Source organism: Anaerofustis stercorihominis (assembly GCF_005844425.1).
GTDB lineage: Bacteria > Bacillota > Clostridia > Eubacteriales > Anaerofustaceae > Anaerofustis > Anaerofustis butyriciformans.
This window is the reverse complement of record NZ_SPHL01000012.1, coordinates 12,315-27,447: the sequence shown is the minus strand read 5'-3', so window position 1 is coordinate 27,447 and position 15,133 is coordinate 12,315. Positions and strand designations below refer to the sequence as shown.

15 protein-coding genes are annotated in these 15,133 nt (G+C 31.6%); 3 read left to right on the top strand and 12 right to left on the bottom strand.

Features of this window, described 5'->3' with window-relative positions:
- Nucleotides 1-2: 2 nt before the first annotated feature.
- The 3 genes from FGQ49_RS04870 to FGQ49_RS04860 form a co-directional block, all read right to left on the bottom strand.
- The gene (locus tag FGQ49_RS04870) at nt 3-1,025 is read right to left on the bottom strand and encodes an L-threonylcarbamoyladenylate synthase (protein ID WP_138268753.1); all 1,023 of its coding nucleotides are present in this window, start codon (nt 1,023-1,025) and stop codon (nt 3-5) included.
- Nucleotides 1,026-1,304: 279 nt separating this feature from the next.
- Complete coding sequence (locus tag FGQ49_RS04865) at nt 1,305-2,021, bottom strand: HAD family hydrolase (RefSeq protein WP_138268752.1); 717 nt, start codon at nt 2,019-2,021, stop codon at nt 1,305-1,307.
- A gap of 21 nt (nt 2,022-2,042) precedes the next feature.
- Nucleotides 2,043-2,711: an HAD family hydrolase gene (locus tag FGQ49_RS04860; RefSeq protein WP_138268751.1), complete on the bottom strand. Its 669-nt coding sequence runs from the start codon at nt 2,709-2,711 to the stop codon at nt 2,043-2,045.
- Between the two features lie 151 nt (nt 2,712-2,862).
- On the opposite strand from FGQ49_RS04860, the gene FGQ49_RS04855 reads away from it, so the two are divergent.
- The 3 genes from FGQ49_RS04855 to FGQ49_RS04845 all read left to right on the top strand — a co-directional run bounded on the left by FGQ49_RS04855 (nt 2,863) and on the right by FGQ49_RS04845 (nt 6,836).
- Nucleotides 2,863-3,861, top strand: a complete 999-nt coding sequence (locus FGQ49_RS04855) for a polysaccharide deacetylase family protein (RefSeq protein WP_171020586.1) — start codon at nt 2,863-2,865, stop codon at nt 3,859-3,861.
- A 172-nt stretch (nt 3,862-4,033) separates the two neighbouring features.
- On the top strand, nt 4,034-5,482 hold the full coding sequence (locus FGQ49_RS04850) for a 4-hydroxyphenylacetate 3-hydroxylase family protein (RefSeq protein ID WP_138268749.1): 1,449 nt from the start codon (nt 4,034-4,036) through the stop codon (nt 5,480-5,482).
- A 49-nt stretch (nt 5,483-5,531) separates the two neighbouring features.
- Entirely contained in the window at nt 5,532-6,836 is a 1,305-nt protein-coding gene (locus tag FGQ49_RS04845; RefSeq protein WP_138268748.1) for an acetyl-CoA hydrolase/transferase family protein, read from the top strand.
- Nucleotides 6,837-6,927: 91 nt separating this feature from the next.
- On the opposite strand, the gene FGQ49_RS04840 is transcribed toward FGQ49_RS04845, so the two are convergent.
- The 9 genes from FGQ49_RS04840 to spoIIP all read right to left on the bottom strand — a co-directional run bounded on the left by FGQ49_RS04840 (nt 6,928) and on the right by spoIIP (nt 14,845).
- Nucleotides 6,928-7,965, bottom strand: a complete 1,038-nt coding sequence (locus FGQ49_RS04840) for an electron transfer flavoprotein subunit alpha/FixB family protein (protein WP_138268747.1) — start codon at nt 7,963-7,965, stop codon at nt 6,928-6,930.
- 25 nt (nt 7,966-7,990) lie between these two features.
- A complete protein-coding gene (locus FGQ49_RS04835; RefSeq protein ID WP_138268746.1) occupies nt 7,991-8,773 on the bottom strand; it encodes an electron transfer flavoprotein subunit beta/FixA family protein in 783 nt (260 codons plus the stop codon).
- A 21-nt stretch (nt 8,774-8,794) separates the two neighbouring features.
- Nucleotides 8,795-9,934, bottom strand: coding sequence for an acyl-CoA dehydrogenase (locus FGQ49_RS04830; protein WP_138268745.1), 1,140 nt, complete (start codon nt 9,932-9,934; stop codon nt 8,795-8,797).
- A gap of 15 nt (nt 9,935-9,949) precedes the next feature.
- Nucleotides 9,950-10,786 carry a 3-hydroxyacyl-CoA dehydrogenase family protein gene (locus FGQ49_RS04825; RefSeq protein ID WP_138268744.1) on the bottom strand — a complete coding sequence of 279 codons (837 nt, stop codon included), beginning with the start codon at nt 10,784-10,786 and terminating at the stop codon, nt 9,950-9,952.
- A gap of 66 nt (nt 10,787-10,852) precedes the next feature.
- A complete protein-coding gene (locus FGQ49_RS04820; RefSeq protein WP_138268743.1) occupies nt 10,853-11,623 on the bottom strand; it encodes an enoyl-CoA hydratase-related protein in 771 nt (256 codons plus the stop codon).
- Between the two features lie 30 nt (nt 11,624-11,653).
- Entirely contained in the window at nt 11,654-12,835 is a 1,182-nt protein-coding gene (locus FGQ49_RS04815; protein WP_138268742.1) for an acetyl-CoA C-acetyltransferase, read from the bottom strand.
- 175 nt (nt 12,836-13,010) lie between these two features.
- A complete protein-coding gene (locus tag FGQ49_RS04810; protein ID WP_138268741.1) occupies nt 13,011-13,655 on the bottom strand; it encodes a redox-sensing transcriptional repressor Rex in 645 nt (214 codons plus the stop codon).
- 118 nt (nt 13,656-13,773) lie between these two features.
- On the bottom strand, nt 13,774-14,010 hold the full coding sequence (locus FGQ49_RS04805; protein WP_138268740.1) for a hypothetical protein: 237 nt from the start codon (nt 14,008-14,010) through the stop codon (nt 13,774-13,776).
- Nucleotide 14,011: 1 nt separating this feature from the next.
- Nucleotides 14,012-14,845, bottom strand: a complete 834-nt coding sequence (gene spoIIP, locus FGQ49_RS04800) for a stage II sporulation protein P (RefSeq protein WP_138268739.1) — start codon at nt 14,843-14,845, stop codon at nt 14,012-14,014.
- Between the last annotated feature and the right edge of the window lie 288 nt (nt 14,846-15,133).

Below are 15,133 nucleotides of genomic sequence, written 5' to 3'. Positions count from 1 at the left end.
ATTTATAGATTTATTATATCTCCGGATGCAGACTTAAGAAGTCTATTCATATACGCAAGCCCTATACCTTCCGTATCCATAGCTTGAGCATAAATCACATTTAAATTTTCTTTATCCATTTCCCTTAAAAGAAAATATAAATTTTTGCTTGCATCAACAATATCTTTTCCCAAAGATTTTAGGAATACTTTATCATTTTCAATTTTACCTAAAATATTATTTAATCCTAAAAATCCTATATGTTCTTCTTTTAAATTATTTAGATAATTAATAATAGATTTATCTTCACCGCTTAAAACAACCACCTTTGTTTTAGGTTTATAATGTTCATATTTCATTCCCGGAGATTTTGGAAGAAGTGCATCTTCTTTGCTGTATCCATAAACTTTTTTGTTTATTACCTCTTCAATTTCTTTTGCACTTATTTTTCCCGGTCTAAGTAATTTTACTTTATCAGTCGAAACATCTAAAACCGTAGATTCCAAACCTATTTGAGATTCCTTTGAACATAGAATCATATCTACTTTACCACTAAGTTCCTCTACCAAATATTTTTTATTAGTTATACTTGGTCTTTTTGATATATTTGCACTTGGTGCTGCTATCGGAGTATTACAAGCTTTTATAAAAGCATTTGCTTCTTTGTCACTTGGCATTCTTATTCCGACTGTATCCAAGTTATTTGATACGCTGTTTGGAATATTATCTGATTTTTTCATAATTAAAGTAAGAGGACCCGGGAAAAATTTATCCATTAGTTTTTTTGCATCATTGCTTACTTCTCTAACTAATCCCTCAAGCATACCAAAATCACTAATATGGACTATTAATGGATTATCCATAGGTCTGTTTTTTGCTTTAAAAATCTTTTTAACAGCTTCATCATCGTAAGCATTTGCTCCAAGACCATATACTGTTTCCGTTGGGAAAACAACGGTTCCTCCGTTATTTATTACTCTGGCGGCTTCATTAAAAATATCTGTTAAATTGTCATTATTTGTTAAATCATATATTTTTGTTTCCATAATATTCCTAAGACATTTTTCTAAATTATATCATTAATTTTTTCATTTACATACAATTTATAATCAAATATATTGCATTATTTATAAAATAAATTTTAGTGTATAATAAAATTTTATTATATATATCTCTCCAAACTAAAAGGGTGCCAATTATAAAAATTACACCCTTGTAAAAAATATTATATTTTTATAAATCTCGGTAATTAATACTAATTATCAATTAATAATCATTATAATTACAATTCTTAAAATAACCTTTAAAAATTATCAAATTAAAAACTATTTTAATATTTTTAGTATCAATTTAGCTTCATCCATAATATTTTTAAGACTTCTCTTATTAAGAATATTTACTACTTCCAATACATGCATAGGTTCATGAATAACATAGTCGGCACCAGCCTTAATCAATGATTCACCACCTCTGAATCCCCAACCACAACCAATAGAAAATGCTCTCGCATTTTTTGCAATTTGGATATCAACTTCGCTGTCTCCTATAAACACAACTTCATCATGATGAATATCAAGTGTTTGCATCAATTGATTACAAGATGCAGGATTTGGTTTTAAAGGAAATCCTGAATCTGCTGCTATAATATGTTTAAATTCAATATCTTCAAAAAATTCGTTTAATAAAGGAACCAATAATCTTGAAGGCTTATTTGTTATAACACATAAGTCTATATTCTTTTTTCTAAGTCCTCTTAATGCATGTCTTATATTTTTATAAGGCTTACAATTTTCATTAAAATGTTTTGAATAATAGTATTGTACTTCAACATCCATTTCATGTAAAAGTTGTGGGTCGTTCATTGATTTTGGAGTAACCATGTTTATCATATCATAACAGCTTCCTCCAAATACATCCTTATATTGTTCAATTGGAACTTCATCGAATCCATGAGCTTTTAATACATGATTAATACTGTTTGCAGTATCCACCAAAGTATCCATTAACGTTCCATCAAAATCAAATACTGCTGCTTTTATCATATTTCTTCTCCTTTTATATTATTAATTATTTAATTTATTTACTATATCAATAATTTCTTCTGGGCTATCTACAATATATTTTGCCCCGGCTTGTTTAAGTTCTTCAACAGGTCTAAAGCCCCAGCTTACACCAATTATTTCACTAATATTTCCGTTTATTGCTGTTTGCATATCAACATTGCTGTCTCCAATATAAATGCATTCTTCACCACTTACTTCTAATTTATTCATTACATAATCAATACATTCTTTGCTTGGTTTAACTGGGAATTTATCAGTCTTACCTAAAATCACACTAAATGGGAAATCTCCATAAACTTTTTTTAGCATAGGAACAGTAAATTCATGACCTTTATTTGTAAGAACGCCTACTTTTATATTCATTTCAATAAGCTTATTAAGCATATTTTCAACACCCTCATATGCCTTTGTATTATCCATATAATGTTTACCATAATATGCATTAAATTCATTAAATATTTTAGTTATTAATTCTTCATCGTTTTTCTTTTCCTCAGGTAATATTCTTATACATAAATTTCTTATTCCGCTTCCAACAAAAAATCTGTATTTTTCTTTATCATGCACTTCAAATCCGTTTTGTTTTAACACATAGTTACCTGCATTTGCCAAATCTTCAAGAGTATCTATTATTGTTCCGTCTAAATCAAATATTGCTGCTTTAATCATAAATATTTTCCCCTCTATACTTTTATAATTTTAATATTTTATTTATTTTATTTTTTGATATAATAATACAAGTATGAAAAATTTATTAATAAAACTAACGAAAAAAAACAATTTAATATATTTTTTTATTATTATATATGTCCTTTTCATTTTGTGGATTTTAAATATATCGTATAGTAATAATTATAACAAAGTATGCAAAATTTTACAAAATAAAAATGAAATAACTTCAATAAGCAAAAGTTCTTCTAATCCTATAAATTATGAAAGAAATAAAAATTCAAACTATATTATTGTAAAAGAAAGTATATTAACAAACGAGAGAAATGAATGCATAGGATTTATAGATAAAGGTAATAAAATCAAAATAATAAAAAGTAATAATGATAAAAAAATAATAGCTTTTGCAAATACAAAAAGAATATCACTATCAAAAACATTTTCTAAAATGAAAAACATCCCTTTTCATATATTAACAATAGGTAGCATTAATAGCGACAGCATACAAAAAATAAAGTTAAAAAAAATTTATTTAACATTTGATGACGGCCCTACACAAATGACAAAGGAAGTATTAGACGTATTAGAGAAAAATGATGTAAAAGCGACCTTTTTCTTTAATGCTGCAAAAGGTAAAGAAGATGAAAAAATAATTAAAGAAATAGTAAACGACGGACACCTTCTTGCTCTACACACTTATTCTCATGATTACAAAAAAATTTATAAAAATCCCAAAGCTTTTATTGAAGATTTAGAAAAAAACAGAAAAAACTTTAAAGACATAACAGGATATGATTGTAGAATTTTTAGATTTCCTGGAGGAACAAACAATACAGTATCATTCTCTTATGGAGGGAAAAAAGTAATCAAAAATATAATAAAACTGTCAAAAGAATACGGATATGATTATGTAGATTGGAATGCATTCCCTAATGATACAATATCAAAAGTTTCAACAAAACAATATAGTATTATAATAAAACAAGCAAAATGGAATGAAGAAACAGTTGTTTTAATTCATGTATTTGACAGAAATAAAAGTTTGCCAAACGGGCTTGACAATGTAATAAAACAACTAAAAAAACAAGGATATACCTTTGATACAGTAGACAATCTTTCAACGGAAATAAAATTCTCACCTGCAAATTAAAAGGCCCAGCGCCTTTTTTTTTTGTATTTTTGCATTGCATTTTTGCAACAAAAATATACTTTTTGTTTAAACATAGCCTTTTTACAGTAAAAATTGTTGGCATGCAATTTGCATTATATATTATAAAACCCAACTACCCTAACATAAAACATTCGAAAGGAAGGTATATATTATGGCTTTAATGACAGGTAAAGAATATATCGAAAGTATACGAAAATTAAATTTACAAGTATATATGTTTGGAGAAAAAATTGAAAATCCAGTAGATAATCCAATTTTACGACCTTCATTGAATTCAGTAAGAGCTACATATGATTTAGCACAAATGCCGGAATACGAAGATTTAATGACAGTAACATTAGAAGACGGCAGAAAAATAAATAGATTTACACATATTCATCAAAGCACAGATGATTTAATTAAAAAAGTCAAAATGCAAAGACTATGCGGACAAAAAACAGCATCATGCTTCCAAAGATGTGTAGGAATGGATGCATTCAATGCAGTATATAGTACAACTTACGAAACAGATAAAGCACATGGAACAAATTATCATGAAAACTTTAAAAAGTTCTTAAGATATTGCCAAGACAATGACCTCGTTATTGACGGTGCAATGACAGACCCTAAGGGAGACAGAGGACTTCCTCCTTCTAAACAAGAAGATCCAGATTTATATTTAAGAGTCGTTGAAAGAAGAGAAGACGGAGTTATTGTAAGAGGTGCAAAAGCGCATCAAACAGGAATGGTTAACTCTCATGAAGTTTTGGTTATGCCTACGATAAATATGACAGAACAAGACAAAGACTATGCTATTTCCTTTGCGGTTCCAACAGATACTGAAGGTATTTTAATGATTGTAGGCAGACAATCTTGTGACACCAGAAAACTTGAAGATTCTGATATGGATGTAGGAAATGCAGAATTTGGAGGAATGGAAGCTCTTGTTATTTTTGATAATGTTTTTGTTCCAAATGAAAGAATATTTTTAAATGGAGAATATGATTTTTCAGGAATGCTTGTTGAAAGATTTGCAGGTTATCACAGACAATCTTACGGAGGATGTAAAGTTGGTGTAGGAGATGTTCTTATAGGTGCAGCAGCAGTGGTTGCAGAATATAACGGAGCAGCAAAAGCTTCTCACATAAAAGATAAATTAATTGAAATGACACACCTAAATGAAACTTTATACAGCTGTGGTATAGCTTGTTCTTCTCAAGGATATAAAACAATGTCCGGTAATTATATGATTGATTTACTTCTTGCAAATGTATGTAAACAAAACGTAACAAGATATCCTTATGAAATTGCAAGACTTGCAGAAGACATTGCAGGAGGAATAATGGTTACAGCTCCTTCACAAAAAGATTTAGAAAGTCCTGTTGTAGGAAAATACGTAGAAAAATATTTAAAAGGTGTAGCTAATATACCTACAAAAGACAGACTAAAAATTTTAAGACTTATAGAAAATCTAACACTTGGAACAGCAGCAGTAGGTTACAGAACAGAATCCCTACACGGAGCAGGCTCACCTCAAGCTCAAAGAATCATGATAGCAAGACAAGGTAATTTAAATATGAAAAAAGAACTTGCAAAAAATATTGCAAATATAAAAGAATAACTTATATTTTTCTTTTACCTTAATCAAAATAAGAGGAAAGGAGTAAAAGATGGATATAAATAAACTATATAAAAGTAAATTAAAGACCGCTGAGGAAGCTGTAAATTATATAAAATCAAACGATAGAGTAGTTATTGCCCATGCGGTAGGAGAACCTATTTATATTGTAGATAAAATGGTAGAAAATTATAAAGCATATAAGAATGTTGAAATTGTTCAACTTGTTCCTATGGGACATTCTCTTTATGCAAAAGAAGAAATGAAAGAACACTTTAAATTAAATGCTTTCTTTCTTGGAGGGAATACAAGAGATGCTGTTTATGAAGGAAGAGGAGATTTCACACCATGCTTCTTTTATCAAATTCCTACTCTTTTCAGATCTTCCCTACCTGTTGATGTTGCTTTAGTTACTGTTTCTCCTCCTGATAAAGATGGATTTTGTTCCCTTGGGACATCATGTGACTACACAAAACCAACAACACAAGCCGCAAAATTAACAATTGCACAAGTAAACAAAAAAATGCCAAGAACTTTAGGAGATAATTTCTTGCATATTAATGATATTGACATCTTAGTTGAACACGATGAGCAAATTCCAGAACTTCCAAATCCTAAAATAACAGATGTTGAAATGAAAATAGGAGAAAATTGTGCAAAATTAATTAATGACGGAGATACACTTCAACTTGGCATAGGTGCTATTCCTGATGCAGTGTTAAAATTTCTTACAAATAAAAAGGATTTAGGCATACATTCAGAAATGATTTCTGATGGCGTAGTTGACTTATACGAAAAAGGTGTAATAACATGTAAAAAGAAAACTTTACATAAGAATAAAATGGTTGTTGCGTTTTTAATGGGGACTCAAAAATTATATGATTTTGTTCACGATAACCCTATTGTAAGTATGATGGATATTGAATATGTAAATAATCCAGTGGTAATAGGACAAAATGATAATATGATTTCTATCAACTCAGCATTAGAAGTTGATTTAATGGGACAAGTTTGTGCTGAAGCAATAGGATTAAAACAGTTTAGCGGAATTGGAGGACAGGTTGACTTTGTAAGAGGTTCTGCTTTTTCAAAAGGCGGAAAATCCATAATTGCATTTCCTGCAACCGCGAGAAACGGCACAATTTCAAAAATTGTTCCGTTTCTTCAAAAAGGAAGTGCTGTAACTACATCAAGAACCGATGTAGATTATATTGTCACCGAATATGGGATTGCCCATTTAAAAGGTGAAACATTAAGAACAAGAGCAAAAAATCTTATCAATATTGCTGCTCCTCAATTTAGAGAAGAACTGATTATTGAATACGAAAACAGATTTAAAGAAAAATTTAATAACTAAATAAAAACCACGTATATATTACGTGGTTTTATTCATAAAAAAAGGAGTGTAATAATACACTCCTTTTTACTAGTTAGATTTTATGATTATATTAAGCATTCTTAATAGCTTCTGTTAATAATGGAACGATTTTGTTTAAATCGCCTACTACACCATAATCAGCAATGCTGAAGATTGGAGCAGATTCATCTTTGTTGATTGCAATGATAATATCAGATTCTTCCATACCAGCAGCATGTTGGATAGCACCTGAAATACCAATAGCAAAGTAAACTTGTGGACGAACAGTTTTACCTGTTTGACCTACTTGGATATCTTTTGGAACCCAACCAGCGTCAACGCAAGCTCTTGAAGCAGAAACTTCACCACCGATAGCATCAGCTAAATCTTCTAATAATTTGAAGTTTTCAGCACTACCTACACCACGACCACCTGATACTAAGATTTTAGCTTCAGAAATATCAACTTTGTCTTTTACAGCTTTAACAACATCTAGTACTTCTACATATTTGTTGTTTTTAGTAAAGTCAACTTTAACTTCTTCTACGTTAGCTTTAGCACCTTCTTTAGGTTCAATTTTTTGCATAACGCCAGGTCTTACTGTAGCCATTTGAGGTTTGTTGTCAGGACATACGATTGTAGCCATTAAGTTACCACCAAATGCAGGTCTTGTTGCGTTTAAGAACATTTTACCTTCATAACCTTTGTTTACGTTACCTAAAGCATTTTTAAATTCACCGATTTCAAGAACTGTACAGTCAGCTGTAAGACCTGTAGCAACTCTTGCAGAAACTCTAGGAGCTAAATCTCTACCGATTGCAGTAGCACCGTAAAGAACGATATCTGGTTTATATTGTTTAATAATTTCATCCATAGCATGTGCATATGGTTCTGTTGTATATGTTTCTAATGCAGGATCATCTACAACTAAAACTCTATTAGCACCATAAGCTGCTAATTCATCAGCTAATCCTTTTACATCTTTTCCTAAAAGAACAGCTGTAACTTCTGTGTTTAAAGCAGCAGCAAGCTTTGTAGCTTCACTTGTTAATTCAAGCGCAACATTGTTGATAACACCATCAACTTGTTGTGCGAAGACAAATACGCCTTTATATTCTTCAAAACTCATTATTTCAATTTCCTTTCCTAATTAATTAGATAATATGTTTTTCTTTTAATTTTCCTAAAATGTAATCAGCTGAAGCATCAGCATCTAATTCAACTTTTTCACCTGCAGCTTTAACAGGTTTAGGGAATGATTTAGCAACATTTGTAGGAGAACCAGCTTTACCGATTTTTTCATCAGCGATATCAACATCTTTTCTTGTAATAATTTGGATGTCTTCTTTAAATGCATCAAAGATTCCGCCCGGTGTCATATATCTTGGTTTGTTTAAATCGCCAAGAGCTGTGATTAGGCAAGGCATTTGAGCTTTTTCTACATGATAACCATCATCATATTGTCTTTCAACAGTGATGCTATCATCTGTTACTTCAACAACTTTTTGAACATAAGAAATGTTTGGAATTCCTAAATGTTCAGCAATTTGAGGACCTACTTGAGCTGTATCACCATCGATAGCTTGTCTACCTGTGATGATTAGGTCATATTCCATTGTTTTTAAAGCAGCAGCTAATGTATTAGATGTTGCAAGAGTATCAGCACCACCGAATGGTCTATCTGTTACTAATACACCTTTATCAGCACCCATAGCCATAGCTTCTCTTAAAATTTCTTCTGCAGCTGGTAAACCCATTGTTATAACAGTTACTTCTGCACCTGTTTTATCTTTAATTTGAAGTGCAGCTTCTAGACCAGCTTTATCGTCTGGGTTCATAATAGCAGGTACGCCTTCTCTGATTAGAGTACCTGTTTTTTGATCTATTCTAACTTCGTTTGTATCTGGAACTTGCTTAGCGCAAACTACGATTTTCACTATAATTATCTCCTTTTCCTATTATTTTAATAAGTTACCTGAGATTACCATTCTTTGAACTTCTGAAGTTCCTTCGTAAATTTCAGTAATCTTAGCATCTCTCATCATACGTTCAACATCATATTCTCTTGTGTAACCATATCCACCGTGAAGTTGAACAGCTTTTGTTGTAACTTCCATAGCAACTTCTGCAGCATATAATTTAGCTTGAGCAGCTTCGAAAGAGAATCTCTTTTGATTATCTTTAGCTCTTGCAGCTTTGTAAACTAATAATCTAGCAGCTTCAACTTTTGTTGCCATATCAGCAAGTTGGAATTGAGTATTTTGGAATTTAGCGATAGGTCTACCGAATTGTTTTCTTTCTTTAACGAATTCAATTGTAGAATCTAAAGCACCTTGAGCTAAACCAAGAGCTTGAGAAGCGATACCAATTCTACCGCCATCAAGTGTTTGCATAGCAATAGCAAATCCCTTACCTTCTTGACCAAGAAGATTTTCTTTTGGAATTCTGCAGTCTGTAAAGATTAATTCATATGTAGAAGAACCTCTGATACCCATTTTCTTTTCTTTAGTACCAAATGTAAATCCAGGTGTTCCTTTTTCTACGATGAATGCAGAAATACCGTGATTTCCTTTTGATTTATCTGTCATAGCAAAGATTACATATGTATCAGCTTCTTTACCGTTTGTGATAAAGATTTTAGAACCGTTAAGTACATATTCATCTCCGTCTAAAACAGCTTTTGTTTGTTGACCTGAAGCATCTGTACCAGCGTTTGGTTCTGTTAAACCAAAAGCACCAAGTTTTTCACCACTGATAAGTGGTCTTAAGAATTTTTCTTTTTGTTCTGGTGTACCGAATTTTTTAATTGGTTCAGCACCTAAAGATGTATGTGCAGAAACGATAACGCCTGTTGTACCACATACTCTAGATAATTCTTCAACACAGATTGCATATGTTAAAGAATCACAACCTTGTCCGCCGTATTCTTTTGGCATAGGAATTCCTAAGAATCCTAATTTTTGCATTTTTTCAACAGTTTCTCTTGGGAATACTTCTGTTTCATCTACCTCTTGAGCTAGAGGTTTTACTTCTGTTTCAGCAAATTCTCTGAATAGAGATCTCGCCATTTCATGCTCTTTACTTAATGTAAAATCCATTTGTTTTGAATCCTCCTATTTATAATCATAAAATCCGTGACCAGATTTTTGACCTAACTTGCCGCCACGAACCATTTTCTTAAGTAATGTGTGTGGACGATATTTAGGGTCGCCAGTTTCGTCATATAAAACGTTCATAATAGCTAAACAAACGTCAAGACCGATTAAGTCACCTAATGCTAAAGGTCCCATTGGGTGGTTAGCACCAAGTTTCATAGCTGCGTCGATACCTTCAACGCTGGCAACGCCTTCTGCATAAATAGCAACAGCTTCGTTAATCATTGGAATTAAAATTCTGTTTACAACGAATCCTGGAGCTTCAGCAACTTCTACTGGAGTTTTACCGATTTCTTTAGAAATTGCTTTAATTTTGTCTACAATTTCTACAGGAGTATTTAAACCTGCGATAACTTCTACTAATTTCATTACAGGAGCTGGGTTAAAGAAATGCATACCGATAAGTGGTCTGTTTACTTTAGCACCGATTTCTGTAACTGATAAAGAAGAAGTGTTTGTAGCAAAGATACAATCTTCTTTACAAATTTTATCTAATTCTTGGAATGTTTCTTGTTTGATAGACATAACTTCAAGAACAGCTTCTACGATTAAATCGCAGTCACCACAGATATCTTTAACACCTGTTGTAATTTTAGCTAAAATTTCATCAGCTTTAGCTTGTTCCATTTTGCCTTTTGCTACTCTTTTAGCAAATCCTGCTTCAATTCTTTTTTTACCGTTTGCAGCGAATTCTTCATTGATATCACATAAACAAACTTCATAACCTTCTGTTTGTGCAAAAGCTTGAGCTATACCAGAACCCATAGCTCCAGCACCAATAATACCTACTTTCATTATTATCCTCCAAATTATTTTTTTAAGTCCGGAAAAATCCGGACTATATTTACTTAAATTAAAACACTATTTGTTTTGGAATTCAGCTTTTCCTTTTTCTAAGAATGCTTTCATGCCTGCTTTTTGGTCTTCACTATTGAAGCAATCTCCGAATAATTTTTCTTCGATTACGATAGCTTGATCCATATCTACTTGTAAACCTTCGTTCATTGCTTTTTTACAATTTCTTACAGCAATAGGAGCTTGTTTAGCAATTTTACCTGCTAATTTTTTAGCTTGTTCCATTAATTCTTCAGGAGCATAAACAGCATTTACAAGGCCGATTTCCAAAGCTTTATCGGCTTTAATGTTGTATCCAGCATATACTAATTCTTTAGCCATGCCAACGCCGATAATTCTTGCAAGTCTTTGTGTTCCGCCAAATCCAGGAGTAATACCAAGTCCTACTTCAGGTTGACCAAATAATGCTTTATCAGAACAAATTCTGATATCACAACTCATAGCAAGTTCGTTTCCGCCACCTAAAGCAAAACCGTTAATAGCAGCGATTACAGGAATTGGGAAAGTTTCAATTTTTCTGAAGATGTCATTACCGAATTTACCGAATGCTTCACCTTCTTCAGCAGTCATTGTGCTCATAGATGCAATATCAGCACCTGCTACGAAAGATTTACCTTCACCTGTTACGATAACTGCTCTTGTGTTATCTAAATCAATAGCATCAAAAGTAGCTTCTAAATCTTTTAAAACTTCTTCGTTTAAAGCATTTAAAGCTTTTGGACGGTCAATAGTAACTATTCCTACAAAACCATCTTGTTCATATCTAACAAAACCCATTTTTATAATCTCCTTAATTTAATCAATAAATTAGTCTCTTTCAACGATAGTAGCACAACCCATACCACCACCGATACAAAGTGTTGCTAAACCTTTTTTAGCATCAGCTTTTTGCATTTCATGTAATAGTGTTACAAGGATACGACAACCTGAAGCACCTACTGGGTGACCAAGAGCGATAGCACCACCGTTTGGATTTAATTTATTTAAGTCAAATCCTAATTCTTTACCAACAGCGATTGATTGAGAAGCGAAAGCTTCGTTTGCTTCGATAATATCGAAATCATCAACACTCATACCAGTTTTAGCTAAAACTTTCTTTGTAGCAGCAACAGGACCGATACCCATGATTGTAGGATCAACACCACCTAAAGCACCTGCTACCCATGTAGCCATTGGTTTAACACCAAGTTCTTTAGCTTTTTCTTCGCTCATTACAACAACAGCAGCAGCACCGTCATTGATACCTGAAGCGTTACCAGCTGTTACAACACCGTCTGGTTTGAATGCAGGACGAAGTCTTGCAATACCTTCAGCTGTTGTTCCAGGACGAGGACCTTCGTCTTTGTTGAAGATAATTGTTTCTTTTTTCTTTTTAACTTCTACAGGTACGATTTCATCATCAAAAGCACCTGCTTCTTGAGCAGCTACAGCTTTTTGTTGAGAATTAGCAGCAAATTCGTCTAATTCTTCTCTTGATAAATTCCATTGTTCTGCAATGTTTTCAGCTGTAATACCCATATGATATTGGTTAAATGCATCCCATAAAGCATCATTTACCATTGTATCAACTAAAGTACCATTGTTCATTCTGTAACCATAACGACCATTCATTACTGCATATGGAGCCATTGACATGTTTTCCATACCACCTGCAACAACGATATCAGCATCCCCTGCTTTAATCATTTGTGCAGCCATGTTTACACAGTTAAGACCAGAACCGCAAACTACGTTTACAGTAACAGCTGGAACTTCAATTGGTAAACCAGCATTGATTGAAGCTTGTCTTGCTACGTTTTGACCTAAGCCAGCTTGGATAACACAACCCATATATACTTGATCAACTTGATCAGCCGGAACATTAGCTCTCTTTAAAGCTTCTTTTATTACGATTGAACCTAATTTTGCAGCAGGTGTAGTGCTTAATGTACCGCCCATTGTACCGATTGCAGTACGACAAGCACCTGCTATAACTACTTTATTTGCCATTTTTTTTCCTCCTAAATTTAAAACTTTAATCATAGCAAAAGGCAAAGCTATGAACTTATATATAAGCCGGTATATATTACCAAACTTTTATAAACTTAATTATTTAAACCCCTATAAATAAAGGTTTTATTTATATTTTGATTATATAATAATATCAAAAACTTTACAATATTATTTATTTATCTTTATCCATTTTTTCACGCAAGTGAATAGATAACAAGGCTAGTGAGGCAGCTGTATTTTCATGTTGAACAAGGATATTATCAGGAACTACCAAGTGAGATGGAGCAAAGTTCCATATAGCTAAAATCCCGCATTCGACAAGCATATCACATACATCTTGGGCTTCATTTGCCGATACGGTTATAATTCCGATATGAATATTATTTTTTTTGCATATATCATATAGCTTGTTTACATGATAAATCGGTTTCCCTTTAAACCTTTTACCGATAATGTCCTTATTTACATCAAAAGCTGCAACAATTTCAAGACCATAATCTGCATATCCATTATAAGAAAGAAGGGCTCTACCAAGCTGTCCTGCTCCTATTAATACGGCTTTATCAGTTTCGTCATAACCCAGAAAATTTTTTATATCTCCTATTAACGTATCAACATCATATCCAAGTCTTGGTTTTCCTCCTGTAGAGCTTATTGCCGCCAAATCTTTTCTGACTTGAACTTCGTTTAATCTCAAATCATTTGCAATTGTCGGAGAAGATATATTTTTTATATTTTCTCTCTTTGCCCAATTAAGATAATTTAAATAAGAAGGTAATCGTTGGAGAGCTTGTTTTGAAACAGAATTCCTATCCATTTTATATGATTTTCCTCCTTATATCAGTAATTTTTTATCAGTATAATTATACTGATATATAAAGTTTATGTCAACCAAATTTAATTTAAATTTAAAATAAAAAAAGATTCCCACAATCCTATTTTGTGAAAATCTTAAAGTCATCAATATTTAATTCATATCCAAAAATATTAATAATATTACTTTCATTATTGCTATCTTCAGCGCTGTTTTGATCAAGAAAAACACTTGTTTCATGTTCTTTAAAACTATCATAATACATATTTTTCAGATAAAAGAACATATATATTCCTGCTATAATTATCAAAACAAGAAAAAAAATCATTGTTTTAAAAGAAATATTTCGTTTATACATATTATTTCATATCCTCTTTTATAACCTCTCCAACTACTCTTCCAAGAAGCTTTGCGGAATATTTTGCTTCTTCCAAATTATTTAAATTACTCCCTATTTCAAAAAGCAGACTGTTTGGACTAAGCCACTGATTGTATCTATATGGTTCTCTTTTTATTATTCCAAGATTAATATCAGGATACATACTGCTAAACTGTTTATTTATTTTATTTGCAAAACTTAAATTTTTACTAGAATTTTTATGATTCATCCCAAGAACAGTCATAACTTTTGCAGCAGACTTACTTCCAACTTTTCCATTATATTTTTCATTATTATTTGAAGAAGGAAGTCCATCTCTATGTATATCAAAAACGTATTTTATACTTGGATTTTCTTTTAATATTTTCTCTGCACTCTCAAGAGAATTATCGTATGCTGCATTATAACTTGGATAATCATGTAAAGAAGTATCATGAATACAAATAATACCATATTCTTTTTCTAAAACTTCTGCCATTTCCTCTCCTACACTTACCATATTTTCGTCATTTTCTCTTGAACGATAAGTTCCTTTTGAAGTTTTGTCTTTAAAAGATTCAGTTGCATGAGTATGATATATTAAAACAAGAGGTTTCCCATCATTAACTTTACTTACGGTTTTATCATCATTCATTTTTTTATTTGCAATTTTAAGCTCGCTACTATTTAATGCTTCTTCTTTATCTTTACCTACTTCGACCTCTTCATAACCTACATCATTCAAAGCCAAACAAGGAATAGTAAGAGAGAAAATATTTTTTGTAAAACCATAAATACTACCTGTTTTCTTATTACTATTTGAATCATCATTCATCACTACAACACTTTTTTTTATAATGTCTTTAAAAACAGCCGTACCGTTAGTCTTCTCCTCTATTTGACTCTTTATACCAAAAGGAATCGAAAAATTAAAAATTAATAAACATATTAAAATTAACCCTTTATTTTTAACTAATCCACTTAACACTTGTTCACCTTTTCCTTTTAGAAAATAATAAAACTTAATAAAAAAGAAGTTTGTATATACTTGTCAAATTAAAATTAGAATTTAATTAAAAATATATAATTTTAAATATTATAGTGCTATAATTGTTCTGCTTAA